The sequence below is a fragment of the Cellulosimicrobium cellulans genome, from assembly GCF_007679345.1.
In the GTDB taxonomy this organism is placed as follows: Bacteria; Actinomycetota; Actinomycetes; order Actinomycetales; family Cellulomonadaceae; genus Cellulomonas; species Cellulomonas cellulans_A.
The window spans coordinates 37,105-62,186 of record NZ_VEGH01000017.1; the positions used below are offsets into that span (position 1 = coordinate 37,105).

A 25,082-nucleotide genomic window follows, 5' to 3' on the forward strand; every position below is an offset into this window, starting at 1 on the left:
TAGGTGCGCGGTACCCGACCACTCACGGACCTTCGTCGGACCTGCGTGCCGTCGACCGCGACGTCGAGGCCTCGTCGAGCCTGCGCTCGCCGCGCGGTCCGCGTGGGCGACGGGCGGGTTCGCCGCCCGCCCGTCGCCCAGGCGCCGTTCGCCTACCGGGCGATCAGCGCGAACACGCCCCACCCGAAGTAGGTGCGCATGAAGGCCGCGTACTCCCGCGGTTCGGTGGCGAGCAGCCGGCGGACCTCGTCGTGCAGCTCGTGGTCGGCGTGGGCATCCGCCCACCGGCGCATGGCGAGCCACTGGGGGGCCATGTAGCGGTCCCAGGACTCCTCGGTCGCGCACATCATCTCGACCACGTCGTACCCCTGCGCACCGAACGAGGCCAGCAGATCGGGCAGGGTCAGGTAGTCCTCGTCCGAGAACACGCCGCACCCCGCCACGGCCTCGGGGGTGGTGGGGACGATGCGCCAGTACGGCTCACCGATCAGCATCATCCCCCCAGGGGCCAGGCTCCGGGTGAGCAGGTCGATGGTGCCGGGCACCCCGCCGCCGATCCAGGTGGCGCCGACGCAGGCGGCGACGTCCACCGGCGCGTCGGCGACGTACCCGGACGCGTCCGCCTCGACGAACCGCACCGCGTCGGTGACGCCGAGCTCGTCGGCCCGGGCCCTGGCGGAGGCGATGAAGTCGGGGTTCACGTCCACGCCCACGCCGGTGACCCGGTAGTCGCGCGCCCAGGTGGAGAGCATCTCCCCGGACCCGCAGGCCAGGTCGAGGATGCGCGATCCGGCGAGGTCGAGCGAGGCGCTGAGATCGGCGAGCTGCCGTGCGGTCAGGGGGTTGTGGATGCGGTGGCGGGACTCACGGATGGAGAAGAGGCGATGATCGAACACGAGAGAGCTCCTTGGACGGTTCCGACTGGCGTGCGTGTGAGCGGACCGATCCGCTCGTCGTCACCTGGACCGTCATCTGGCATCAGACCTCTCGTGTTCGCGCCCCTCGCGCGCGGCGGGGGACGGGGCTCCGTGCGAGCCTGCTGCGACGCTAGGGCCGGCGCTGCACCGCTGACAACGCGAATCCGGGCCGGGCTGCGGAGTCCGCCGTCGCGGAGCGCCGTCGTCCACAGCCGGCACCAGGCGTGGCCGAATGCGTCGGGACCTAGGGCCCGGGGCGTGGCAGGTTCCGCCGCTACGTTCGACGACGCACGCACCGTCGGAGGTGAGGAGCGCCAGGTTGTGCGAGGCGAGGTGGCCCAGGACGAGCGGCGAGCGCGACGTGCTCGCGCGGGGTCGAGCGGCGCTCGCGGACGGTGCGGCGCGCGGAGCACGAGCGGGCCCCGGCTGATGCCTGACGGTGCGGCGCGGGTGCTCCTGGTCGAGGACGACGTCGAGCTGGGCGCCGGGATCGAGCTCGCGTTCGGCGCGGACCACTACGCCTTCGACCGCTGCACCTCCTCGTTCGACGCGCGTCAGGCGCTCGCGCGCAGCGAGTTCGACCTGCACGTGCTCGACGTCAACCTGCCCGACGGGACCGGCACCGACCTCTGCCGCCACATCCGCAGCTTCTCCGCTGCGCCCGTCATCCTGCTCACCGTCCGGGACCGGGAGACCGACGTCGTGGCCGGGTTCGGGGCCGGGGCCGACGACTACGTCACCAAGCCGTTCAGCCTCGCGATCCTGCGTGCACGGGTCCGGGCCGCGCTGAACCGCGGCGCGCGACACCAGTCGCCGGCGCCCTATCGAGCCGGGCCCTTCGTGCTGGACTTCGCCGCTGGGCACTTCACGCGCGCGGGGCGTCCGATCGCGCTGACTGCCGGGCAGCAGCGCGTGCTGCAGCACCTCGTCCGGAACGAGAACGCGGTCGTCACGCTGCGGTCGATCGCCGAGGCGGCGTGGGACGAGCCGGTGAGCGACACGGTCGTGTACGCCACGGTGCGCCGGTTGCGTGCGCGTCTCGAGGACGAGCCCACCACCCCTCGTCACCTCGTGTCCGCGTACGGGCTGGGGTACCGGTGGGTCACCACGCCGTGACCGCGCTCGGCGTGTGGGCGCTCCTGGTCGCCATCGCCTCAGCGGCTCTTGTCATGGCGACAGTTGCGGCCCGGGCGCGCCACCATCAGCGCGCCGAGCTCGCACGCTGGTCGCAGTGGATCGACGAGGCGATCGCCGGACGGCTCCTGCCGCTGGCCCATGACGAGTCCGTCGAGGCCTCACTGAGCGCGCGCCTGCGCCGGCTCCTGCTGTCCGCGCGCGAGGCCGAGCGCAGGCTCGGTGAGGAGAAGGACGCGATCCAGTCCCTGATCGGGTCGATCGCCCACCAGACCAAGACGCCGATGACGAACATCTCGCTGTACGCCGAGCTCGCCGCCGAGGGTGCTGTCGGCGTCCAGCAGCAGGCGCACATCGACATGATCATCGACCAGGCGGCCAAGCTCGACACGCTGGTCTCCGCACTGGTCAAGGCCGCCTACCTCGAGTCCGGCGCGATCACGATCACGCCCGTGCCCTGCCAGGTGGGCGATGTGGTGGCTGCCGCCGTGCGCGAGATCGACGCGCATGCGCAGCAGCGGCGCTGCGACATCCTCACCCCGGCCAGCGACGCGCTCTGTCTGGCGGATCCGGCCTGGATCGGCGAGGTGCTCGTCAACCTGCTGGACAACGCCGTGAAGTACTCCCCGAACGACAGTGTGATCAGCGTGCGCGTCGAGCAACTGGAGGTGTTCTGCCGCATCGACGTCTGCGACGCCGGAGTGGGGATCGCGGAGGAGGAGACGGCGAGCATCTTCAGGCGGTTCTACCGCTCCCCGCGCACCGCCGACGTCCCCGGCTTGGGCATCGGGCTGTCGCTGACCCGCCAGGTCGTCGCGCTGCACGCAGGGTTCGTGCGGGTGCGCTCGGCCGTGGACCGCGGCTCGACGTTCTCGGTCTACCTGCCACGCGCCGACCTCGGCGACCGGGCTGACGAGTTCTGACGAAATCGTGTCGAACCGCGCCGTTAGCGTCCCAGGCGATCGGGCTGCTCGGCCCGAGGAACCTGTGGGAGGGAACGCGATGGATCACGTGCTGGTCGCCGAAGACCTGGTCAAGACCTACGGCAGCGGGCAGGCGAGCGTCTCGGCCCTGGGCGGCGTCTCGCTGAGGGTGGCACGCGGGGAGTTCGTCGCCGTGGTCGGCACCTCGGGCAGCGGGAAGTCCACGCTGCTGCACATGCTCGGTGGGCTGGACCGCCCGACCAGCGGCACCGTCCGGGTGGCGGGAGTCGACCTGTCCGGGCTGTCCGTCGACGAGCTGGCGGTCCTGCGCCGGCGCTCGATCGGGTTCGTGTTCCAGGCCTACAACCTCCTGCCGATGCTGACCGTCCGGGAGAACGTGGTGCTGCCCACCGAGCTGGACGGACGCCGCATCGACGAGGATTTCGTCCAGGGCATCTTCGCGGGCCTGGGCCTGGCGGATCGTCAGGCGGCGATGCCCGGTCACCTCTCGGGCGGGCAGCAGCAGCGTGTGGCAGTCGCACGGGCCCTGGCGGCGAAGCCTGAGGTGCTGCTCGCCGACGAGCCGACCGGCAACCTGGACACCCGGTCGGGGCAGGACGTGCTCGGGGCGATCACGACCGGAGCGCGGCGCTTCGGGCAGACCGTGGTGCTGATCACCCACGACCACGAGATCGCGCAGCTGGCGGACCGGATCGTGCGGATCGAGGACGGCCGCATCGTGACACCGCGAGCCGCGGCGTGACCGCCGTGCGGAACCGGCCGGTCGTCGCGCGGGTCGCGGACCGCGACTACCGCGTCGCTCGCGCCCGCAACCGGTGGATCATCGCGGCGCTCGCCTTGGCCAGCTTCATGATCGTCACCGTGCTGTCGGTGGGAGTGGCCTACAGCCAGGCCTCCGGAGATCGCCGCATGTACTGGGCGGGGATGGCCTACGACGCGTTCCTCATGGGGCCGACGGCCGACCAGATCGCCGCCGCGCAGAGGCTGGACAGCGTCGCGTGGTCCGGGGTGCGCGTGGACGTCGGGTTGGTCGAGACCTACTCCGGGCGCGACGTCGATCTCCGCATGGTCGCCAGCGACGAAGCCAACTGGACCCACCAGGTGCTGCCTGCCGTGGAACGTCTGGACGGCCGCTACCCCGAAGACATCGACGAGATCGCCCTGTCCGTACCGGCGCTCGCCCAGCTCGGGGTGAGCGACGCGCCCCTGGGGACGACGCTCGACCTGGGCTTCCGCCTCAGCAGCCCACCGGGCACGCAGGCCGGCGAGTCGACGCCGCAGGCTCGCACCTTCACGCTCGTCGGCATCGTGAAGGACCAGACCCGCAACGCCCTGGCCTACGTGGCACCGTCGTTGCAGGACGAGGCCGGGATCGCCGCGACCGACAAGTTCGCGAGCACCCTGTATCTGACGCTGCACGACCCGTACCTGGACGCCGGGCGGGTCGCCGCGCTGAGCGCCGAGCTCGGTGTCGAGCGCGCGCAGTCCTTCTACGCCGACGACACCTCGCTGCAGACGCTGCGCACCGCCGTGGCGGCGGCGGGCCTGCTGGTCCTGCTCATCGGAACCAGCGCCGCTCTGGTCGTGCGCAGTCTGCTGTCGATCTGGCTGACCCAGCAGATCCGGGTGTACGGGCTGTTGGCCACCATCGGGACCACCGGTGCCCGGCTCCGCCGCGTTGTCCGGCGCCAGGTGATCCGGCTCGGGGTGATCGGGATGACGACGGGCGTCACGGCGGGCGCCGTGCTCTGCTCGATCGCCGTGCCGCGGTTGCTGACGGCGGCGCTCGACCTGCCACCCACCGTGTCACCATCGCGACTGCTCGCCGTGGTCATACCCGCAACCGTCGCACTCGTCGCGATCACCCTGGCCGTGAGCGCACGCGCACCCCTGCGCGCTGTCTCGAAGTTGACGCCGGTCGACGCGCTGCGGCACTTGCCCGCGCCCTTCCGAACGCCTCGCACGACACCGCGCAGCCGGTCCACGGTCACGATGCTCGCCGCTCGGTCCCTGAGCCGCGACCGTCGGCGCACCGCCAGTGTCGTCAGCTCTTTCGTTCTGGCCCTCGTGGCCTGCCTGACCGTAGGAGTGCTGGTCGCCAGCAACGACAGCGCCCGTGTGCTCGACCAGACCTGGGCGGGCGACATGGTGCTCTCCGACCGCAGCGAACCCCAGGGGTGGCCCGCCGTCACAGGCCCCGACCGCACCCTGGACGACGACCTCGTCGCCGCACTGCGGTCGGTGGACGGAGTCGCCAGTGTCTCGGCGGTCACGCTGGACGGGGTCGCCGTCCGCAGCCAGCCGGCGATCCCCGAGGACTACTACGTCGAGTTCTTCGACCGCTTCAGGTACGACCGGTGGCAGGACGCCCGCCCAGAGTTCGTCATCGCCGAGCCCGAAGCGTTCCACGGCGTACTGATCGGCGTCGACGACGACCGCCTCGCCGAGATCGCCGCGGTGCTGCCCGAACCCGTGGTGCTCGAGGACTTCCACTCGGGGCGTGCAGCGATCCTCACGTTCCCCCCGCAGGTGTCCGACTGGCAGGCGAGCGCCGTCGTCGGTCAGCACGTCACCGTGCAGAGCGTCGATGGGACCACGATGGCCCCCAGGATCGTCGCCATCGCGCCCGGGTGGCCGGTGCCCTCCGGTGGCCCTGCCCCAGGACTGGTGGTCGCCGCGCAGTACGTCGAGACGGTCCTCGACCCTCCCCATGTCGACGAGGTCACGATCACCTACGACCGCGCCTTCGACCGCGAGACCGAAGCAGTCGTCCGCGCGCTCGTTGGCGACGCGAGCGACGTGCAGCTCGACTCGAAGATCGAGGCCTACGACGCGATGAAGGACGGCGCGCAGCAGCTCAGCCTGCTGGGCGCGGTGATCGCCGCCGTCCTCATGCTGGTGGCGCTGATCAACTTCGGCACCGCGATGGCCGCCACCGCGCACGCCAGAGCCGGCGAGCTCGCCCTGCTCGAAGCCGTCGGCGCAACGCGCGCGCAGCTGCGCCGTGCCGCCGTTCTCGAAGGTCTGGGCCACTGGCTCCTCGCGGTCCCGGTGTCCGTGGCCTTCGCGGTCCCGGCCGGCGCGGCCGCGTTCCGCGCGACCGACGACTTCGGCATCGCGTACACGATCCCGGTAGGAGCGAGCGCAGCGATGCTGGCCGCGGTTGCGCTGACGTGCGCCGTGGTGCCCCTGCTCGCTCTACGGGCGGTCGGACGGGGCGAACTCGTCGACCGCCTGCGGTGAACCTTCCGCCGATGCCGCGACGCTCCGGGGACTTGTCACCGACGAGCCGGGTGCATCGGCCGCGCGCAGACCCCGATCGCCCGCACCTCGCGGCGTCCTGGTGTGGAGGGCCGCGGCTATACCGCGTCGAACAGCACCCCCAGGAGCACCGTGAGTCCCGCTGTCAGCCAACCGAGCACGATCAAGATCGTCATCCGGCGTGGAGCAACCAGCGGACCGCGCGACTCCGGACTGGCCTTGCAGCACGTTGCTCGCGCGTCGCCCCGTCCTGCACCCAGGCCCAGGCTGCAGCGATCGTCCCGCTCACCGCCAGGAGAACCGCCTGCAGCTCGGCAGGCAGACGCACCGGACCGACGGCCAGCTGCTCCACTCCCGCGATCAGCAAGCGCGCCAAGAACGCAGGCAAGACGAGGCACACCGCCGCCGGTGGGGGAGCGCCATTCGGCTTCGAGCGGCTGGCCAGGGACAGCAGTCGCAGGATACCGGGTCTTAACCGGGCGTCAGCCAGACTCGTGTTGCCGCCTCCGGGTAGGTGCCAAGCGGGCCGGATGAGCCCCGGAAAGACCCCCACGTGGCCGGTGCCGGTGGGGCGTCCTCCTCTGTTCGCGTCCCGCGTTGATCCACACGTTGTGCCGACTCGCCAGTTCCCGGCGGGCTCGTGGACGACCCTGACGATGGGACCACTCTCATGCCAGACTCCCAGCACTCCCCGCTCGAGCAGTCCGGACCGGCTCCGGGCTACCCCGCTGCCCCGGGCGAAGGGGCGCCGCGTCCTCCACGGCATCGAGGCGCTGCGAAGGTGCTCGGCATCGCCCTGGGCTGCGCCCTGGTCGTTGGTGCGTTCGCCGCACTGGTGACCGGGGACCCGTCTCGTCACGTCGACCCGAAGGTAGCACTGGCGGATTGCGCCTCGGGCAACATGGCCGCGTGCGACGACCTGCTCTTCGCCTCTGCGCAGGGTTCGGCAGAGGAGACCTTCGCCCTCACGTGCGGGGAGCGGCGACCAGCGCCGGCCGCCACACTGGCGCTCTTCGGACGCCAGCTCGGTACCGGCGGGTCATGTGAGTCCTGGGGTGGGGGGCGCAACTAGACCTCGATCCGACAGCGGCGTCCTTGACTGCTGCAGAGCTGCGACTTCGTGGGCGCCGACTCGGAGGGGACGGCCACGCAGACGCGGAGTGGCGGGTCATGCCACCGCTCAGCTCGCCCCGACCGGGACCGCGACGTGTGCGCCGAACCAGCGGGCGACCTCGGTCGGGCCGACGTCAATGGAGAGTCCGGACACGCTCGCCGCCGTCGGATCCAGCGCCGGTCCGTCGTGCGGAGAGCTTCCCCGGCCTCAGGTCCTCGCCTTCTCGTCGCCGCGTTCCTGCCGGGCATGTGCGTCGAACGAGCAGCAGCTCGGCGCGATCCTGCATACGCGCGCCACGCCCCTGGACCGCATTCGAGCACGCCGGCATGGTCGCGGCCGAACCGTGCGGGTCTCGCACGCTCGACCATGCGCTGGACACCGTTGCGCTGATGTGCGTCGTCGTACCCTGCTCGCACGGCGCGCAGTGAGACGAGGTGAACTGGTCGACCGCCTGCGATGAGCGCCCTGCTGGGGACCGGGCGGAGCCCACAACTCGCGGCGTCACAGTCTGCAGGCGCCATGGCTACACGGCATCAAAGAGGAACCCCAGGAGCACCGTGAGTCCCGCTGTTAGCCAGCCGAGCACGATCAAGATCGTCATCCCGGCGTGGAGCAACCAGCGGACCGCGCGACTGCCTACCGGCTCGGCGTCACGTCGCTCGCGCACTACCTCGTCCTGCACCCATGCCCAGGCTGCAGCGACCGTGCCGCTCGCCACGAGGAGAACCGCCAGCAACGCGGCGGGCAGACGCACCGGACCGATCGCCAGCGGCTCCACCTCCCCGATCAGCCAGCGCGCCAAGAGCGCAGGCAGGACGAGGCACACCGCTGCGATCAGACGTAGTGCCTGGCCGCGCGGCCATGAACCCGGCGCGAGCTCGGAAGGGCGCATGTCTCCAACCTGATCACTCGGCGGTGTGGTCTGCGTTGCTCGGCCGGACGCTGCAGTGGCGCCGTGGTCGGGGCTACCCATCATGGGCTCCTGATCTGGACGTTTCCGGGCGAGTTCGTGACGCCCCTGGTCTAGTCGCGGGAGGGTAAGGGGAGGGTTAACCCATCGCTAACCGGCGGGCGGGATGCTTGATTGGTCACGCCGTCGATCAGGCTCGAGGGGGAACGATGCGCGTACTCGTTGTCGAAGACGAAGTCGATCTCGCGCTCTCACTGGCCGAAGGGCTGAGCGCTGAGGGCTTCCAGGTGGAAGTTGCGCACGAAGGGGCCGCGGGCCTCGCCAGGATCGCCTCGTGGCAGCCGGACGTGGTGATTTTGGACCGGGACCTGCCTGTGCTCGGGGGCGATGCGGTCTGTCAGGCCCTGGCGACTGTGGGCAGCCCGACGCGGATCCTCATGCTGACCGCGGCCGCGACCCTGCACGACCGGGTTGCAGGTTTGGACCTGGGTGCCGACGACTACCTGGGCAAGCCTTTCGCCTACGTCGAGCTCCTGGCCCGCATCCGAGCGCTCGGGCGCCGAGTCGACCTTGATGACCGGCAGGTGTATGAGCGCGCCGGCGTCCGTCTGGACGCCGAGCGCCGCACGGTGACCCGCGACGGTCGTGCCATCCAGTTGACACCGTTGCAGCTCGCTGTTCTGACGGCATTGCTCGTCGCCGACGGTGGATACGTGTCCGTCGACGAGCTGTTCGCCGACGTCTGGGAAGGCCGCAGTGATCGGAGCCGCTCCGTGGTCAAGGTCGCCGTTCACGGCCTGCGCGTAAGACTCGGACACCCCGAGGTCATCGAGACCACCTCGGGCCTGGGGTACCGGATCACGTGATGACGTCCTCTTCGCCGCGCCCAGATCGCGTCGGTCCTTCGCCCAAGCGGCGTCCGCAGTCGTTGCGTACCCGCCTGACGGTGATCACGATCTCGCTGCTGGTCGCCACGGGGTTCGCGCTGACGGCCGTGCTGTACGTCCTGGTTGATCTGTCGATCGACGGTTCCGCGATCCAGCTGCAGGCGGAAGGCGGGCTCACCCGGTCGCTCGCGAGGTGGTCGGCGGTGATCGTGGTGGTGTTCGTCTCCACGGCGTCCGCCGTGAGTTGGTTGCTGCTGCGTCGCGTGCTGGGTGCCCTGGAGACCGCGACTGCCGCGGCTCGCAACATCGGGGCCGACAACCTCGACGCCCGGATCCCGATCGAAGGGCCGCATGACGAAGTCAGGGTGCTGGGCGAGACGATCAACGCCATGCTCGACCGGCTCGCTGAGGCGCTGGAGTCCCAGCGTCGCTTCGTCGCCAACGCGTCCCACGAGCTGCGCACGCCGCTCGCCACTGCCAGGACCGCGCTCGACGTTCCGCTGACGCAGGGCAGAGTGCCGGCCGAGCTCGAACCCGCCCTGCGTCGCGCGGTCACCGCCAACGAGCGCAGCACCCGGATCCTGGACTCCTTGCTCACCCTCGCCCGCACGCAAGGTCAGGGCCTCGGCGTGCGGGTCCCCGTGGACCTCGGCGCGCTCCTGGCCGCGGCGGTGCGCGAACGTGCCGAAGCAGCCGATGCCGCCCAGATCGCGCTCACGGTCCACGAGACCGAGACGATCGTGCTCGGCGATGAGCAGATGCTCGCGCAGGTCTGCGCGAACCTCATCGACAACGCCATCGTGCACAACCGGCATGGCGGGCACGCCCTGGCCTGGGCCGGTGTGCAGGACCTGGACGGGCAGATGCGCCCCGTAGTTGAAGTGACCAATGACGGGCAAGCCCTGCTGCCCGCAACCGTCGAGACACTCAAGGAACCGTTCCACCGCGGGACCGCGACCCGGATCCAGGCACCCCCGACCGCGGCCACCACAGGCTCAGGGTTGGGTCTCGGCCTGGCGATCATCGACGAGATCGTGACCCTGCACCAGGGGCGGCTCACGCTCACCGCCCGACCCGAAGGCGGCCTGACCGCACGCATCGAGCTGCCCGCATCACACCCGGGACCACGACCAGCAGAAAAGGACCGCTCATGAGCACCAACTCGCCCAGCCCAGGTCCCAGCACCACCCCGTGGCGCAGTCCCCAGGCTGCTCGCCCCGACCGGTTCCTCGGTTCGGGCCTGGTCATCCAGACCCAGCACCCGCAGGTGCGCAGGTTGGCCGCGAGCCTGCGCGGCGGCCGCGACGACGAGCAGTTCGCGCGCGCAGCGTTCGAGTGGGTGCGCGATGAGATCGCACACTCCTTCGATGCCGGCGACCCACGCGCCACCCTCACCGCCTCCGAGGTTCTCTACCACGGCGTGGGACTGTGCTACGCCAAGTCGCACCTGGCCGCAGCGGTGCTGCGCGCCGGAGGAGTGCCCACCGGGTTGTGCTACCAGCTGCTGGCCGACGAGGAGAACGGCTTCGTCCTGCACGGCCTGATCGCGGTGTACCTGCGCGGCAGGTGGCACCGCCAGGACGTCCGAGGCAACCGTCCCGGACTGGACGCCCAGTTCTCCCTGGACCGCGAGCGGCTGGCCTACACCCTTGATCCAGAGTCCGGTGAGATCGACTACCCCCACGTCCAGGTCGCGCCCGCCCGGACCGTGGTCGATGTGCTCAGCACCGCCGAGAACATCTTGACCGCGACACTGCCCAGTTCGCTCGGGCGCGGGTCGAGCACATGACACGACGTGAAGCACGCATGCGGTTCATCGTCGAGTTGGCTCTCGCGGCCCTGGCACTGTGCGCGATCATGCTGTTCCTGCGTGACCCTCGAGCCGGCGCCGACAGCATCGCTGAGCCCTCACCTTCCGCGACGAGTACGACAGAGGACTCGGCCCCAGGACCACCGGTGGATGTCCACACGCGCGCCGCGAACGCGCCTACCCATGCCCAGGAAGCGCACGTCGGCGACTGCTACATGCTCGGAGAGCAGGATCCGACCTGGGGGATGGCGAACCTGGCGTTCGTCGACTGTGCGCAGCCTCACCACGGGCAGATCGTGCTCCAGCACATGCTCACCGAAACCACAGCGATCAACGTCGACCACCGGCCGGCAGACGACCCCGTGATGCCTGCGGTCGACTTCGCCCTCGAGGCCTGCGTCATGGCCGTCTGGGGCCTGGAACCCTCCGAGCTGCCGGTCGGCCCCGCCCTGTACTTCCCGACCAACCTCGTGCACGACGGCCTCGCCGAGGACGTGATGTGCGCGCGGGAGAGCCCGCAGCTCCATACGGGCTCGGCGACCGCGAGCAGCTGGTGAGCGCCCGCTCGATGCGCGAGCCCACCGTCTCTCTGCCAGGCATCCGACTCAGCGATGAGCCGTCCCAGCACATCCACCGGAGGACAGCAGATGGCAGTCGACGAGCGTGACCGGTCCGACATCGAGGCCGTGCTCGCACACCGACACGATCAGGGGGCCGACCTGTGGACGACCCCGGACCGCCGGCTGCTCAAGGGAGCGCCGTTCTCAGCGCTCGAGAGCCCGCTGCTCCTGCTCGAGCTCGGCATGAGCCGTGACGACCCGGTGCTGCGCCAGAGCACCGACCTGGTCTTCTCCGCTTGGCAGCCGGACGGGCGGTTCACGCTCTACCCCCGCGGGGCAGTGCTGCCCTGCCAGACGGCGATCGCCGCAAGGTTCCTGTGCCGGATGGGCCATGCAGACGACTCGCGGGTGAGGACCACGCTGCGGCACCTCCTGGAGACCCAGCACCACGACGGAGGCTGGCGGTGCAACAAGTTCAGCTTCGGGCGCGGACCGGAGACCGAGAACTCCAACCCGATGCCGACCCTGGTCACGTTGGACGCCTTCCGGCACACGGACTCGACGGCAGGGCCCGCCGTCGACCACGCCGTCGAGTCCCTGTTGAACCACTGGACGAGCCGCGCCCCGATCGGGCCGTGCCACTACGGCATCGGCACCTTGTTCATGCAGGTGTCCTACCCGTTCCGCGACTACAACCTTTTCTACTGGGTCTACGTGCTGTCCTTCTTCGACCGGGCACGGCGCGACCCCCGCTTCGGTGAGGCGCTCGCCGCCCTGGAGGCCAAGCTCGAGGACGGCCAGGTCGTCGTCGAACGGGTCGTTCCCAAGCTCGCCCGGCTGGCGTTCTGCCGCAAGGGGCGAGCCAGCGAGCTGGCAACCGCTCGCTACCGCGAGATCCGAGCCAACCTCGGTCTGCGGCGGTGATGATGCTGCGCTTCGTCCCGACAACGACAACTCCCGCGTTCGCCCACAGAACGGAGCGACCATGAGCACCGCCATCACGGACGGAATCATCGACGTGTCTGGCCTGACCAAGACCTATGACGGCCACACCGTGGTCGACGCGATCAGATTCACCGTCCGCCAGGGCGAAGTCTTCGGGATCCTCGGGCCGAACGGTGCGGGCAAGACCACCACCCTGGAGATGATCGAGGCGCTGCGGCCCATCGACTCCGGCACCGTCACGATCGACGGGATCGACGTGGCAGCCGAGCCGCAGAAGATCCGGTCGATCATCGGCGTGCAGCTGCAGTCCTCGACGTTCTACGAAAAAGTCACGCTGGTCGAGCAGATGCGGATGTTCGCGTCCTTCTACGGTGCGAAGATCGACCCGATGGACCTGCTCGGCGCCGTCGACCTGACCGAGAAGGCCAAGACCTACCCCGAGAAGCTCTCCGGCGGCCAGCGGCAGCGGTTCTCGATCGCGACCGCCCTGATCAACAGCCCACGCGTGCTGTTCCTGGACGAACCCACCACCGGCCTAGACCCTCAAGCCCGACGCCACCTGTGGGACCTGATCGTCGACATCAAAGCCCGGGGCATCACGGTCGTGCTCACCTCCCACTACATGGAGGAGGCACAAAGGCTCTGTGACCGGCTCGCGATCATGGACGCCGGGAAGATCATCGCCCTGGACTCGCCGCCGGCGATGATTGCCGCTCTGCTCGCCCGCGGGTTCACCAAGGACACCACCGTCGAGCGCGCCGACCTCGAGGACGTGTACATCGACCTGACCGGGAAAGCGCTGAGGGACTGACATGACCGCGATCGTCACCTTCGCGCGCACCCAGCTCCGCGCCTTCTCCCGCGACCCGGTCGCGATGTTCTTCACGGTCCTGTTGCCGCTGGTGTTCCTCGCCGTGTTCGGCACGATCTTCGGGGACACCAGCACGAACTTCCGTGTCGCGGTCATCGACAGCTCGGGATCAGAGTTCACGACAGCCTTCGTGGATCGAGCCGAGGACGACGGGCTGTTCCAGGTCGTCGACGTCGACTCCCTGGACGAGGCCAAGGAGCAGATGGGCCGCGGGCAGATCGACAGCATCGTCGAGCTGCCCGAGGGCTTCGGACAGGTCGGGCCCGTCGGAGACGCCCAGCTGCCGACCGGACAGATGACCGTCTACTACGAGGAATCATCCCCGCAGTCCGGGCAGACCGTCGCCGCGGTCATGCAGAGCATGCTCGACGCGATCAACCGGGAGATGACCGGGTTCGTCGACCCGCTGACCGTCGAGCAGCAACCCACCAGCACCGCGGGTCTGTCGCAGTTCGACTACACCTTCGCCGGCATGGTCGCCTTCTCGATGCTCTCGCTCGGGCTGTTCGGGCTGGCGAACATCATGCCGGCGGTCAAGCGCCAGGGTGTCCTGCGGCGCATCCGGTCCACCCCGTTCCAGGCGCCCTCGCTCTTGCTCGGGACGGCGCTGCAGTATCTGGTGATCGGCTTGATCTCCCTGACGGTGATGATGATCGCGGGCCTGACCATCTTCAGCTTCGACATGCGCGGTAGCTGGCTGACGCTTCTCGCCTTCGCGGTCCCCAGCCTGCTGATGATGATCGGCTTCGGGCTGCTCGTCGGCGCCTGGGCCAAGAACGAGAACCAGGCCGCGCCGTTGTCCAACCTGATCGCGCTGCCGCTGATGTTCCTGTCCGGGATCTTCTTCCCGCGGTTCCTGATGCCCGGCTGGCTCCAGGACGCGACCGCGTGGCTGCCGCTGACCCCGGTCGCAGACGGCATCCGGTTCATCACCACCGAGGGCGCGAGCCTGATGACTGTGGCGCCCCAGCTCGCCGTGGTCCTGGGCTGGACCGTACTGGTGTATCTGCTGGCGTTCCGGCTGTTCCGATGGGAGTGAGCCGATGGCCCACCAACAGCACAAACCCGACCGAAGGGTCCGACGATGATCTGCAGCGCTGCCGCACTCCAAGCGCCCGCCCCGAGCGACCCGATCTTGGTGCGGCGGGTGAAGACCGCGATGCTGTGGACGGACGTGGGCTTCCTCGGTTACTGGATCGCGACAGCCGCGGGGTTCCTGTCGGTGGGAGGCGGGCGGTTCATGAGCGACTGGAACTGGTCCTTCCTCGGCATGGACCTCACGGCGATCGGGACCGGGCTGCTCAGTCTCGTCCTCGCGCGAACCGGCCACCCGGCAGCACGCACGCTCATGGTCATCTCCCTCACCCTGACCTCGGCAGCGGGTCTCATGGCGGTCAACTTCTGGATCCTGCGCGGCGACTTCGACCTCGCCTGGTGGCTGCCGAACCTGTGGCTGCTGCTGTTTCCCGTTGTGGCGCTGGTCGCGCTGTCGCGCGGCGGGCACCTGATCTCATCGCCGCCGGGCACGAGCCCACACCCCTCGAGCACGAGCCGACCCACGACTCGGGACTGAGCAGCTCAGATGCACAAATGGCTGGCATTGCTGGGCGCGATCACCACAGAGGTCGCGGGCTCGCTGTCGATGCGCGCCGCCGTCGACCAACCATGCATGTACGTCCTGGTCCTGCCGATGTACTGCGCTGCCTTCCTGTGCCTCGCCCGCGCACTGCACGCAGGCTTGGCGCTCGGTGTCGCCTACGGGATCTGGTCGGCAGCAGGCGTGGCCCTCACCGCCGTGTTCGCCTCAGCGCTGTTCGGCGAGCAGCTGACACCGATCATGGCCATCGGTATCACCCTGGTCGTAGCGGGGGTGCTCCTGGTCGAGGTCGGCTCCCGCCCCGCGCGCAAGCAAGTGGCCCAGGCGTGAACGCGTGGATCGCTCTCGCCGGGGCCATCGTCTTCGAGGTCCTGGCCACCATCGCCCTGCGGATCGCCGTGACGAGCTCCAAAGCCTGGTACTTCGCGGTAGCCGTTGGCTATCTGGCAGCGTTCGTCGCGCTGGCCGTGACACTGCAACTCGGGCTCCAGCTCGGCGTGGCCTACGGCGTCTGGGCCGCGTGCGGCGTTGGTCTGACCGCCGTGGCCGGCCGGATGCTCTTTCGAGAACGGCTCTCACGGCTGACGGCCCTCGGCATCGTCCTGACCGTGCTCGGCGTGCTTCTCATCGAGAGCGGAGCTCCGGTCTAGCGGCGCCCGACCTGGCGGGTCATCGCGGTGCAGGACGACCGCAGATCACGCCACCTACTCAGTCCTTGCGGGGCCAGCACCTAACGATCGGCCGTTCGTAGCGTGCTGGCATGCTGCGGACAAGTGTGCCCCGACGCCAGTTGACCCTCGTCCAGGTACTGGCTCTGCTCCTCGCTTTCGTCCTCACCGCCGGTGTGGGTGGTCTGCTGACCGCTGGCCTCGTGCTGCCGGCGGTGGCTGCCGCGAACGCCGCGGTCGACCTCAGCGTCGAGGCGTTCGAGGACCTGCCCTCGGAGCTGGAGGCGCGACCGTTGTCGGAGAAGTCGTTCATGCTCGCCGCTGACGGCACCCTGCTCGCCACCTTCTTCGCCGAGAACCGCGAGGTCGTCGCGCTCACCGACGTGGCAACGGTGCTGCAGGACGCCGTGGTCGCCACCGAAGACCGCCGGTTCTACCAGCATGGTGGCATCGACCCGGCCGGGATGGTGCGCGCCCTGGTGCAGAACTCGCTGAACGACTCCACGCAGGGCGCCTCCACGCTCACCCAGCAGTATGTGAAGAACGCCCTGATCGAGTCCGCGGTCCGCGACGGTGACCTTGAAGCCGCGAACGCCGCCCGCGAGGCCGACGGCGCCGAGGGTTACGCCCGCAAGCTGCGCGAGGCGAAGCTCGCGATCGCCCTGGAGAAGGAGCTGACCAAGGACCAGATCCTGGAGGGCTACCTCAACATCGCGCAGTTCGGGGTGGCGACCTACGGGGTGCAGTCGGCTGCGCAGCGGTACTTCAGCAAGCCCGCGTCCGACCTGACCTACCTCGAGGCCGCGACCATCGCCGGGATCACCCAGAGCCCGACCGCGTTCGACCCGGTGAAGCACCCCGAGAAGTCCCAGGGGCGTCGCGACATCGTGCTCGGGAACATGCTGCGAGAAGCCTTCATCACCCAGGAGGAGCACGACTCAGGCGTCGCCACCCCTCTGCCGGACACACTGCACGTCAGCGAGGCCCGCAGCGGCTGCATGGCCGCCGCCGACGTGATCCAAGGGTCGGGCTTCTTCTGCGACTACGTCACCCGGGTCATCCGCAACGACCCCGCGTTCGGCGAGACCCCCCAAGAACGCGAAGACCGGCTCTACCGCGGTGGTCTGACCATCACCACCACCCTGGACCCGCGACTGCAGACCCACGCCGACAGCGAGGTCAAGAACGGCGTCCCCGTGGACGACCGCACCGGGGTCGGATCCGCGATCACCGTCGTCGAGCCTGGAACCGGCTACATCAAAGCCATGGCCCAGAACCGCCACTACAACAACACCGCTGACGCGTCCGGGCGGGAGGTCTCGGTCAACTACAACACTTCCTTCTCCTACGGAGGATCGGGTGGGTTCGCGCCCGGGTCGACGTACAAGCCGTTCACCCTGCTCGAGTGGCTCAAGCAGGGCCACAACCTCAGCGAGCAGGTCAACGGCACCGCGCGGACGCTGGACACCAACCAGTTCACCGCCTGCGGGGCGCGCCTGGGCAGCTCCACCTGGCCGGTGCGCAACGCCGAGGGTGGCAGCGGGTCGATGACGATCATGGATGCCACGCGGCAGTCGGTGAACCTCGCCTACCTGTCCATGGCGATGCAGCTCGACCTGTGCTCGATTGCCGAAGGTGCCGCTGAGCTCGGGCTCGTGCAAGCCCCCCACGGGGTCGAGGGCGAGCCCATGAACGCCTATCCCTCCAGCGTGCTCGGGTCGGACTCCACCAGCCCTCTGGCCGTGGCCGGGGCCTACGCCGCGTTCGCGTCCGGCGGCACGTACTGCCGGCCCGTAGCCATCACCAACGTCAAGGACCCCGACGGAACCGACCTGCCGATCCCCGAGGCCGGCTGCACCCAGGCGATCCAGCCCGAGATCGCCAACGCGGTCAACCACGCGCTGAGCAACGTCTGGAACGGCACCGGCAAGGCGATAGGGGCCCCGTCCGGCTACACCGCCTCGGGCAAGACCGGCACGACCTCCGAGAACGAGCAGACCTGGTTCGTCGGCTACACCCCGCGCCTGGCCACGGCCGTGTGGGTCGGGTACGCCGACTCCTTCACCCCGATGCAGCGCACCACGATCAACGGGCGCTACTACCGCAACGTGTTCGGAGCAACCATCGCTGGACCGACCTGGAAGCGGTTCATGGACCAAGCCCTTGCCGACGGTGAGCCCAACCCGGGATTCGCACCGCCGGACAGCACCAGCATCCACGGCCGCATGATCCCCGTGCCCTCCGTCATCGGCATGGACCAGGCGAGCGCCCGCGCGCAGCTCGAGAGCGCGGGGTTCACGGTTCTCGTCGCCGGGAGTGTTCCGTCCTCGGTGCGTGCTGGCTCAGTCGCCAGTCAGAGCCCCAGCAGGAGCGCACTGCCCGGCGCCACCATCACGCTGACCCTGTCCGACGGAGCGCCACGGTCCCAGCAGGGAGACACGGACCAAGCAACGCTGCCCGATCAAGACCTGGACGGCGAGGGGCACACCGGCGGCTGACGACGGCTCGCGGGGCCAGCGCCGATCTGCGTCACGCGTGCTGGCGGCATCGCGGCGCCCGACCCGCTCGAGCCACGGATCGCATCGGCGGCCGACATGACAGCCCGGCGCGTCGGTGACCACCCACATCCGCAACCGGAAGGACCACTCGTGGATCAGCAGGATCTGCACGAGACGTTCCTCGACCTGAGCACTGCCCACGTCGCAGACGCGATCGTGCGACTCGGAAGCCGAGTGCGCCAAGCACCGCCCACCGTGCGGCCTCTGCGGCGGGACGCTCGCGTTCTGGGACGAGCCCGCCCCGTCCGGCACGCCGGGAGCGTCGACGTGCTGCTAGAGGCCATCGAGCACGCTGCAACCGGCGACGTCCTCGTGATCGACAACCGCGGGCGACGGGACGAGGCGTGCGTCGGTGACCTGCTCGCACTCGAGGCTCGGCACGCCGGGCTCGCCGGCATCGTGATCTGGGGCCTGCATCGCGACACCCGCGAGCTGCGCGCCATCGCACTACCGCTCTACAGCGAAGGCGCTGTGCCGGCAGGACCGGCCCGCCTAGGAGCTCAGCCTGCCGTTGCGACCGCCGTCGCCCAGATCGGAGAAGCGGTGGTCACCTCCGAGGACGTCGTCTTCGGTGACGACGACGGCGTGCTGTTCCTTCCTCTGGGCCACTGGCGAGAGATCGCGGACGCGGCGCGGGCGATCCGTGACACCGAACGAGCCCAAGCGCTGCGGATGAACGCGGGAGTCACCCTGCGCGACCAGACGCGATTCGCTGAGTTCCTCGTCGCCCGCGCACGCCAGGGAACGACGTTCCGTGAGCACCTCCGCAACGTCGGGGGAGCGATCGAGCAATGATGACCAGGAGAAGGCGGAGTTGCCGGGTCGTGCCGGGGGCGGCGAGCGAGACGACTCTGCCTCGCGCGGGCTCGTGTCTCGCCGCCCGAGTCCTAACCCGGGGCTAACCGCCCGGGTCTAGAAAAGAACGGTCACGACAGACCACCACCCAGCGAGGGAAATCGACGATGATCACGCCCTACCTGACCTTCAACGGCCAATGCGAAGAGGCGTTCGAGCTGTACCAGCGGGCGTTCGACGCACCCGCGGCGGAGATCGCTCGCTACGGCGACGCAGTCCAGCCGCAGCAAGCCAGAGTCATGCACGCCTACCTCCAGCTGACCGAAACGGGCGCTATCACGGGGGCCGACACCAGCCAGCCGATCCCATCGGGGTCCGCGGTGAGCCTCCACGCGCACTGTTCCACCTTCGAGTCCGCTCGCACAGCCCTGTCGGTCTTGAGCGAAGGGAGCGCGAACGCGACCCAGCTGGTGCTCAACCCGCCCCCGCACGACGACGGAGTCAGCGCGATGGTCACCGATCGGTTCGGGATCACGTGGGTCCTGTCCGCCCCGTGCCGGACCTGAGCCTCAGCCCAGAGCCAAGTGGCCGGCCGCTTCGATCGCCCGCCGCGCCTGAGTTGCCCCCCGTCGGCCCAGGCCCGGACCCAGCCGCGCAGGAACGGCCGCAGCAAGCTCGAGGAGTACCTAGATGGTCGCGCTGTTTACGAGACGCCTGCACCTACGGCCACTCGTCATCTCGGACCTGCAGTCAGTGCAGGCATACGCCGAGGATCCCGAGGTGTGTCGGCATGTGGCCTGGGGGCCGTGGACGCCAGAGCAGACGAGGGGCTTCGTCGACCAGGTGGTCGCCGAGTGGGCGTCGGCCCATCAAGCGTCCTACACCTTCGCCGTGACTACCGGTGAGGTCATGGTGGGGTCCTGCGCCATCACCGTGACCAGCAGGGAACACCGGCGCGCAGAACTCGGGTACGTCCTCGCGCGATCGCACTGGGCCAGGGGGTACGCCAGCGAAGCGGCTGGCGCCGTGCTGCGGTTCGGCCTGGACAACCTAGGGCTGGGCCGCGTCGAGGCGACCTGCCGCCCCGCCAACGTCGCTTCCCAGAACGTGCTTCGCAAGATCGGCATGGCCCAGGAGGGACGCATGCGGTCCCACGTCGTCATTCGAGGGCAGAGCGAAGACAGCCTGCTGTTCGCTGCGATCAGGTAGACATCGGACGTCCGGTGCAGTCCTGATCTTCGGGTCCGGCCTTGATCGGAGTCATCGTGGGTCGTCGACGGGAAGTCCGTCGCACCCCAGCCACTGCATCTCGCTGACCAGGACGTACTCGGCTCCCTGTTCAGAGACGGCGGCGAGCTCCTGACCTCGGGGGAGCCACGTCGAGGTGTCGACCAGATACCGCACCTCGGTGACCTGCCCTCCGAGGAGTGCTGCTCCGTCGTCGGCGAACTCGACACGAAGCAGGTCGCCTTGGTCATCCGGCTGCGAGTCGAGTGTGCTGAGCGCGCTGGGCCCGGCGTTGACGATGTGGTGCAGCTCGTGAACCGCAGCATCGTGCAGGGCTGTCAGCGGGTCCCTGACCAACGGCACCCTCGGTCCGTCGGCCGTGGCGGCCACCCGATCAACCCGGGTCGCGGACTCCTCACCCAGGCTCGCTGTCGAACGCACCCCGCAGACCTCAGGGGCGGAGACCGCTCGCGCGATGTGCGCTGCGATCTCCGTTCCCGACATCGTGGTCGCTGGCCTCGGGTCGTCCGTTGGCGCCAGGCCGGGCCCGCCAGCGGCGCGACCGGTTGCAGGGGGCTCGGCACCCGAAGGACCCAGCGTGAGAACCAGGCCAGTCACCACCGACGCCGCCAAACCGCCCCAGACCGCCGCAAGGCGCCGGTCACGCCAGGCCCCGCGGGACGCTCGCTCGCCGATGTGCCTCACCCGCACCGTCTCGATGGACTCCGAGGGCGCTGACCCGGCTCCTTCGTGAGCGTCCTGAGTCTTCTCGGCGCGTGCCCTGGCCTGCAGGTGCACCCGCGACAGGTCGAGCTCATCGTCAAGACGCTCCAGCGTGCGCCGGGCTCGCGCGAGTTCATCAGCCACCTCAGGCTCCTTCCTCAGTTCGCTCGGGATAGACGGCGCGTAGACGACGGCGCGCCCTGTGGACCTTGGTGGCCGCGCTGGCCGGCGAGCAATTGAGCACCTGCGCCAGCTCTGCAGTCGTCAGCTCAGCCGCCGCGAGCAGGCGGATGACGTCCCGATCGGCCGGACGTAGCAGGGCCAGGGCTCGACGCAGCTCATCCAGCTCGTGCAGCACACCGTCGTCTGGATCCGCAGGCGTCGCCGGGTGAGACCGCAGGCGCGCGGATAGCGCGGCGCGGCGGTTGTGGGCGCGTACCTGATTGGCCAGGACTCGACGGGCCACGCCCAGCAGCCAGGCCCGCGGGTTCACCAGGTTGCGCTCGCCCTTGCGCCACGCGATCGCGAAGACCTCGGCGACCACGTCCTCCGCCTCCGCAGCCGGGAGGCGCGTGCGTGCGTAGCGGTACACCGCTGGTGCGTGCGCGATGTAGAGCGTCTCGGTCTCGCGAGCCGTCAGCGGTCGCTCGACGTTCTGCGATCCGGCGGGCACCGGCAAGGCTTACCTCCAGAGACGAACGGGATGCGTCTGCTGGAATGTGTGTCCGCCAAGCGGGCCGCCATGACAGACACGCCCCAGTGACATGGGTGAGCCCCGGCCGGACACCGATCAACGGTGTGAGCATCCTTTCCGCCCGCGTCAGCGGGTCCACCGTGACCTTCGTCCTCACCCTGTTGCTCGGCGCGACCCTCGCTGGATGCAGCACGCCGGCTGCGCCGACACCACCAGCGGACGCGCAGACCACGACGCCCGCACACGATCCAGTGGAGTCGACGAGGTCCAGTCCTGTGCAGACTCGTGGCGCGCCTCAGGAGGGTCCAGGCCTCGACCTGTCCGCCCACTCGCACAGCGAAGCGTCGAGCCCGTGGGTCGTCGTGAACAAGCAGCGCCCTCTCGCGCCGGAGACCTACGAGCCAGAGCTCACCACCGTGCGTGGCTACCTCGTCCACCCGGCCGTCGCCGACGACTTGGTCGAGCTGCTGGAAGCGGCCCAGGGCGAGGGAGTCCAGCTCACCGTGCGCAGCGCCTATCGCTCGCACGCCTACCAGGCCAAGGTCCACGCCGGGTGGGTCGCCAGCCTCGGCCAGGACGATGCCGACCGGGTCTCGGCACGCGCGGGGCACAGCGAGCATCAGACCGGCCTGGCCGTTGACCTGGGTAGCTCGACTCGCCCCGAGTGCGACTTCTCGGCCTGCTTCGACCACACCGTCGAAGGGCAGTGGATCGCCGCGCACGGCAGTGAGTTCGGGTTCCTCGTGCGGTACACCAGCGCGAACGCCCACCTCACGGGCTTCGCCCCCGAAGGATGGCACCTGCGCTATGTCGGTCAGGACCTCGCCGAGTACATGAACCGTCAGGACATCAGCACCCTGGAGGAGGTCTTCGACGTGCCGGGCGGGGATCGGTACTCATGAACCGCGCCGCGAAACCTGCCGCACCGCTTTCGCCGACACGCAAAGCAATGCGCAAAGCGGTCGAGCGCAGCATTACCCACGTCGCGCCCGGATATCGCACAATGCTGCGTTGATGCCGCCTACGGCCTGCGGTCAATGTAGAAAGCCGGCCGCACGGGGGCGGATCGAACGCGGGTGACGGGTGGGACCTGTGAGGGATTGCAGGGGGGGTGGTGTGCGCGGCGTGCATCCCCGCCCGAAGAGCGGACTCGAGGCTCGCAGTTCGAGCGCACTGACCTGGAGAAATGTGATTTCATCCGGTTCGGATCTCCGGCCGCATTCCGTCGAGGGGGGACCAAGGTCCCCGATTGTTCTCGGGTGCCGCCTTTACGATTGTTCGCGCGCCCGGCGAGCCTTCGTGGGTTCGACTCGGGAAATCGACTGACGCCGTGCCGCTCGTACCAGGAGCGTGCGATGGAGCCGTCGACGCATCCCCGCAGGCGGTTTTCTTCGCGCCGCTCCGTCCCGTTCCTGGAAGGTCAAGACGTGCACCGCACTCATGTCCGAACGACCGCAGCCGCGACCGTCTCACTCGTCCTGGCGCTCGCTCCATCGGCAGCATGGGCCCGACCGGCACCTGATGCGGGCCCGACGGTCGGCGGCACCATAGTGCGGATCGAGGTGGCCGAGCCGGGCTGGACTCATGTCGCCGCCGGCGGTGAGCTGTCCGCCGGCATCGACGAGCAGGGTCGAGTGTCCACCTGGGGCTGGAGCGACGTCGGAGGCCACGGAGACGGCGACGGGTCCGACCGCGACGTCCTGGAGCCCGTCGCGGTAGAGGCCGCGGGCGTGTTGGCGGGCAAGGCGATCACCCAGGTCGACGTCGGCGATCACCGCATGCTCGCTCTCGACGAGGAGGGCCGGGTCTACGCCTGGGGCTATGGCTACGGCGGCGGGCTCGGCAACGGCTCGGTCGTCGACTCCGCGGTGCCGGTCGCGGTCGACACCACCGGTGTCCTGGCGGGCAAGACCGTCACGCAGGTCGCCGCCGGGTGGCACTCTCTCGCCCTTGACGACCGCGGCCGGGTCTACGCCTGGGGTGACGGGGGAGCCAGCGCTGGCGGGGGCGGCTCTCTTGGAAACGGGTCGACTTCCAGTTCGTCCGTGCCGGTCGCGGTCGACACCACCGGTGTTCTGGCGGGCAAGACCATCACGCAGGTCGCCGCCGGGGGCTTGCACTCGCTGGCCCTGGACGAGGACGGCGCGGTCTACGCCTGGGGAGGGTTCCGAGCCGGGGGCGCGCTCGGCGACGGCGCAGGGACGAACTCGGCGGTGCCGGTCGCGGTCGACACCACCGGCGTCCTGGCAGGCAAGACGGTCACCCAGGTCGCCGCCGGCTATCACTACTCGCTGGCGCTCGACGAGGACGGCCAGATCTACGCGTGGGGTGACGGCGCTTACGGATGGGTCGCTGACTCGCCGGTGCCGGTCGCGATCGATCTCAGCGGTGTCCCGTCAGGCAAGACCATCACGAGCATCGCCGCCGGCGGGCACCACGCGCTGGCTCTGGACCAGGACGGCTCGGTCTACGCCTGGGGCTGGGGCAGAAACGCCGGAGCGTTGGGCAACGGCACCGTCGCGGACTCCTTGAGTCCACTCGCCGTCGACGCCACGGGCGTCCTGGAGGGCGTGACGATCACGCAGATCACAGCCGGCGAAGGCCACTCAGTGGCGCGCGACGAGGACGGCAAGCTCTACGCCTGGGGCCGCGGCCAGGAGGGCGCGCTGGGCAACGGGACGACCACCGACTCCGCCGTGCCCGTTGACGGCCCGCGGGTGGACGTCACCGAGTCGGTGTTCTTCGGGCCGGTCGAGGCGACCTCGGTGTCCCGCACAAGCCCGGCGATCCTGGAAGCAGTGACACCAGCGCACCCCTCCGGCGTGGTCGATGTCCGCGTCCTGGCCGACGGCGCCGAGCGCCACGTTCTGCCATCTGGCTTCACCTTCGGGGCCGCTCCGGGCGTCACCCATCAGCCGGCCGGCGGGAGCCACGCGCCGGGTGCAGCGGTGGTGCTGACCGCCGCAGCCAACGGCGACGAAGCCCCATCAGTCGTCTGGCAGTCCCAGCGCGGAGGACAGAGCTGGGAGACGCTGAACGCAGGGGTGTCGAGCGTGCACGCCGCCGGCGCGACCACCACACGGCTCGCGGTGAACGCGCCCGATGCCGGCCAGCGCGTGCTCTACCGGGCGGTGTTCAGCAACGGCCTGGGGGACGCCACGACCCACGAGGCGACCATCACCGGCGCAGTCACCAGCAACCCGGGAGCCCCCCAAGGCGGCGGAACCACCGGGATGCCCGTCGACGCTGGTGACCCCGGCCTCGACGCCGCCGCCGCGAGCGATGGTCAGACGAGGCTCGCCACGACCGGGGCCCAGCCTCTCGCGCTGATCATCGCGGCGTTGGCTTTGATTCTGGCCGGCGCAGTCGTAGTCGTGCGCAAGCGCCTCTCGGCCGGCCGGGCCCGAGACCAAGGTGGGCGCCTGTGAGGGGCTCCCGGCCCGCGCGCAAGGTCTCTCCGAGTCCCC

The 25,082-nt window shown here is 69.7% G+C and carries 24 protein-coding genes; 20 read left to right on the top strand and 4 right to left on the bottom strand.

Going from position 1 to position 25,082, the window contains the following annotated elements; all coding sequences use genetic code 11:
• Positions 1-152: 152 nt before the first annotated feature.
• Positions 153-896 (bottom strand): SAM-dependent methyltransferase, encoded by a 744-nt coding sequence (locus FS882_RS18415; protein WP_158375310.1) that lies wholly within the window; start codon positions 894-896, stop codon positions 153-155.
• Positions 897-1,346: 450 nt separating this feature from the next.
• Here FS882_RS18415 and FS882_RS21150 point away from each other — a divergent pair, with 450 nt between their 5' ends.
• The 4 genes from FS882_RS21150 to FS882_RS18435 all read left to right on the top strand — a co-directional run bounded on the left by FS882_RS21150 (position 1,347) and on the right by FS882_RS18435 (position 6,238).
• On the top strand, positions 1,347-2,033 hold the full coding sequence (locus FS882_RS21150; protein ID WP_187365367.1) for a response regulator transcription factor: 687 nt from the start codon (positions 1,347-1,349) through the stop codon (positions 2,031-2,033).
• Positions 2,030-2,974 carry a sensor histidine kinase gene (locus FS882_RS18425; protein WP_158375314.1) on the top strand — a complete coding sequence of 315 codons (945 nt, stop codon included), beginning with the start codon at positions 2,030-2,032 and terminating at the stop codon, positions 2,972-2,974. The genes FS882_RS21150 and FS882_RS18425 overlap by 4 nt, the downstream gene beginning before the upstream one ends.
• Positions 2,975-3,053: 79 nt before the next feature.
• Positions 3,054-3,737 (top strand): ABC transporter ATP-binding protein, encoded by a 684-nt coding sequence (locus tag FS882_RS18430; RefSeq protein WP_158375316.1) that lies wholly within the window; start codon positions 3,054-3,056, stop codon positions 3,735-3,737.
• Positions 3,734-6,238, top strand: a complete 2,505-nt coding sequence (locus FS882_RS18435) for an ABC transporter permease (RefSeq protein ID WP_158375318.1) — start codon at positions 3,734-3,736, stop codon at positions 6,236-6,238. The genes FS882_RS18430 and FS882_RS18435 overlap by 4 nt, the downstream gene beginning before the upstream one ends.
• Positions 6,239-7,893: 1,655 nt before the next feature.
• Here FS882_RS18435 and FS882_RS18440 read toward each other — a convergent pair.
• Entirely contained in the window at positions 7,894-8,262 is a 369-nt protein-coding gene (locus FS882_RS18440; protein ID WP_158375320.1) for a hypothetical protein, read from the bottom strand.
• Positions 8,263-8,489: 227 nt separating this feature from the next.
• On the opposite strand from FS882_RS18440, the gene FS882_RS18445 reads away from it, so the two are divergent.
• The 14 genes from FS882_RS18445 to FS882_RS18505 all read left to right on the top strand — a co-directional run bounded on the left by FS882_RS18445 (position 8,490) and on the right by FS882_RS18505 (position 20,180).
• The gene (locus FS882_RS18445; protein ID WP_158375322.1) at positions 8,490-9,146 is read left to right on the top strand and encodes a response regulator transcription factor; all 657 of its coding nucleotides are present in this window, start codon (positions 8,490-8,492) and stop codon (positions 9,144-9,146) included.
• An 80-nt stretch (positions 9,147-9,226) separates the two neighbouring features.
• A complete protein-coding gene (locus FS882_RS18450; RefSeq protein ID WP_187365368.1) occupies positions 9,227-10,321 on the top strand; it encodes a sensor histidine kinase in 1,095 nt (364 codons plus the stop codon).
• A complete protein-coding gene (locus tag FS882_RS18455) occupies positions 10,318-10,956 on the top strand; it encodes a transglutaminase-like domain-containing protein (RefSeq protein WP_158375326.1) in 639 nt (212 codons plus the stop codon). The genes FS882_RS18450 and FS882_RS18455 overlap by 4 nt, the downstream gene beginning before the upstream one ends.
• A gap of 17 nt (positions 10,957-10,973) precedes the next feature.
• Positions 10,974-11,534: a hypothetical protein gene (locus tag FS882_RS18460; protein WP_158375328.1), complete on the top strand. Its 561-nt coding sequence runs from the start codon at positions 10,974-10,976 to the stop codon at positions 11,532-11,534.
• Between the two features lie 90 nt (positions 11,535-11,624).
• Positions 11,625-12,461, top strand: a complete 837-nt coding sequence (locus FS882_RS18465; RefSeq protein WP_158375330.1) for a prenyltransferase — start codon at positions 11,625-11,627, stop codon at positions 12,459-12,461.
• Between the two features lie 61 nt (positions 12,462-12,522).
• The gene (locus tag FS882_RS18470; protein WP_158375332.1) at positions 12,523-13,293 is read left to right on the top strand and encodes an ABC transporter ATP-binding protein; all 771 of its coding nucleotides are present in this window, start codon (positions 12,523-12,525) and stop codon (positions 13,291-13,293) included.
• A 1-nt stretch (position 13,294) separates the two neighbouring features.
• Positions 13,295-14,392 (top strand): ABC transporter permease, encoded by a 1,098-nt coding sequence (locus FS882_RS18475; RefSeq protein WP_158375334.1) that lies wholly within the window; start codon positions 13,295-13,297, stop codon positions 14,390-14,392.
• Positions 14,393-14,437: 45 nt separating this feature from the next.
• Positions 14,438-14,926, top strand: a complete 489-nt coding sequence (locus FS882_RS18480) for a DUF5360 family protein (RefSeq protein WP_222848261.1) — start codon at positions 14,438-14,440, stop codon at positions 14,924-14,926.
• Between the two features lie 9 nt (positions 14,927-14,935).
• Positions 14,936-15,280, top strand: a complete 345-nt coding sequence (locus FS882_RS21155; RefSeq protein ID WP_187365369.1) for a DMT family transporter — start codon at positions 14,936-14,938, stop codon at positions 15,278-15,280.
• Positions 15,277-15,600, top strand: coding sequence for a DMT family transporter (locus FS882_RS21160; RefSeq protein ID WP_187365370.1), 324 nt, complete (start codon positions 15,277-15,279; stop codon positions 15,598-15,600). Before FS882_RS21155 ends, FS882_RS21160 begins: the two co-directional genes overlap by 4 nt.
• Before the next feature lie 110 nt (positions 15,601-15,710).
• Positions 15,711-18,116: a penicillin-binding protein gene (locus FS882_RS18490; protein WP_158375336.1), complete on the top strand. Its 2,406-nt coding sequence runs from the start codon at positions 15,711-15,713 to the stop codon at positions 18,114-18,116.
• A gap of 150 nt (positions 18,117-18,266) precedes the next feature.
• Positions 18,267-18,971, top strand: a complete 705-nt coding sequence (locus FS882_RS18495; protein WP_222848262.1) for an RraA family protein — start codon at positions 18,267-18,269, stop codon at positions 18,969-18,971.
• Positions 18,972-19,138: 167 nt separating this feature from the next.
• Positions 19,139-19,537: a VOC family protein gene (locus FS882_RS18500; RefSeq protein WP_158375340.1), complete on the top strand. Its 399-nt coding sequence runs from the start codon at positions 19,139-19,141 to the stop codon at positions 19,535-19,537.
• Positions 19,538-19,661: 124 nt separating this feature from the next.
• Complete coding sequence (locus FS882_RS18505) at positions 19,662-20,180, top strand: GNAT family N-acetyltransferase (RefSeq protein ID WP_158375342.1); 519 nt, start codon at positions 19,662-19,664, stop codon at positions 20,178-20,180.
• 51 nt (positions 20,181-20,231) lie between these two features.
• Here FS882_RS18505 and FS882_RS18510 read toward each other — a convergent pair whose 3' ends face one another.
• Positions 20,232-21,065 carry a hypothetical protein gene (locus FS882_RS18510; RefSeq protein WP_158375344.1) on the bottom strand — a complete coding sequence of 278 codons (834 nt, stop codon included), beginning with the start codon at positions 21,063-21,065 and terminating at the stop codon, positions 20,232-20,234.
• A gap of 1 nt (position 21,066) precedes the next feature.
• Positions 21,067-21,594, bottom strand: coding sequence for an RNA polymerase sigma factor (locus FS882_RS18515; protein ID WP_262348402.1), 528 nt, complete (start codon positions 21,592-21,594; stop codon positions 21,067-21,069).
• A 383-nt stretch (positions 21,595-21,977) separates the two neighbouring features.
• On the opposite strand from FS882_RS18515, the gene FS882_RS21165 reads away from it, so the two are divergent.
• Positions 21,978-22,517: a M15 family metallopeptidase gene (locus FS882_RS21165; RefSeq protein WP_187365371.1), complete on the top strand. Its 540-nt coding sequence runs from the start codon at positions 21,978-21,980 to the stop codon at positions 22,515-22,517.
• Positions 22,518-23,165: 648 nt separating this feature from the next.
• Entirely contained in the window at positions 23,166-25,043 is a 1,878-nt protein-coding gene (locus FS882_RS18525) for an RCC1 domain-containing protein (RefSeq protein WP_187365372.1), read from the top strand.
• The last annotated feature ends 39 nt before the right edge of the window (positions 25,044-25,082 follow it).

Excerpts from the sequence above, each read along its gene's own strand:
- FS882_RS21150 (WP_187365367.1), top strand. The coding sequence starts at position 1,347 with ATGCCTGACGGTGCGGCGCGGGTGCTCCTGGTCGAGGACGACGTCGAG.
- FS882_RS18430 (WP_158375316.1), top strand. The coding sequence starts at position 3,054 with ATGGATCACGTGCTGGTCGCCGAAGACCTGGTCAAGACCTACGGCAGC.
- FS882_RS18440 (WP_158375320.1), bottom strand. The coding sequence starts at position 8,262 with ATGCGCCCTTCCGAGCTCGCGCCGGGTTCATGGCCGCGCGGCCAGGCA.
- FS882_RS18445 (WP_158375322.1), top strand. The coding sequence starts at position 8,490 with ATGCGCGTACTCGTTGTCGAAGACGAAGTCGATCTCGCGCTCTCACTG.
- FS882_RS18455 (WP_158375326.1), top strand. The coding sequence starts at position 10,318 with ATGAGCACCAACTCGCCCAGCCCAGGTCCCAGCACCACCCCGTGGCGC.
- FS882_RS18460 (WP_158375328.1), top strand. The coding sequence starts at position 10,974 with ATGCGGTTCATCGTCGAGTTGGCTCTCGCGGCCCTGGCACTGTGCGCG.
- FS882_RS18465 (WP_158375330.1), top strand. The coding sequence starts at position 11,625 with ATGGCAGTCGACGAGCGTGACCGGTCCGACATCGAGGCCGTGCTCGCA.
- FS882_RS18470 (WP_158375332.1), top strand. The coding sequence starts at position 12,523 with ATGAGCACCGCCATCACGGACGGAATCATCGACGTGTCTGGCCTGACC.
- FS882_RS18475 (WP_158375334.1), top strand. The coding sequence starts at position 13,295 with ATGACCGCGATCGTCACCTTCGCGCGCACCCAGCTCCGCGCCTTCTCC.
- FS882_RS18480 (WP_222848261.1), top strand. The coding sequence starts at position 14,438 with ATGATCTGCAGCGCTGCCGCACTCCAAGCGCCCGCCCCGAGCGACCCG.
- FS882_RS21155 (WP_187365369.1), top strand. The coding sequence starts at position 14,936 with ATGCACAAATGGCTGGCATTGCTGGGCGCGATCACCACAGAGGTCGCG.
- FS882_RS18490 (WP_158375336.1), top strand. The coding sequence starts at position 15,711 with ATGCTGCGGACAAGTGTGCCCCGACGCCAGTTGACCCTCGTCCAGGTA.
- FS882_RS18500 (WP_158375340.1), top strand. The coding sequence starts at position 19,139 with ATGATCACGCCCTACCTGACCTTCAACGGCCAATGCGAAGAGGCGTTC.
- FS882_RS18505 (WP_158375342.1), top strand. The coding sequence starts at position 19,662 with ATGGTCGCGCTGTTTACGAGACGCCTGCACCTACGGCCACTCGTCATC.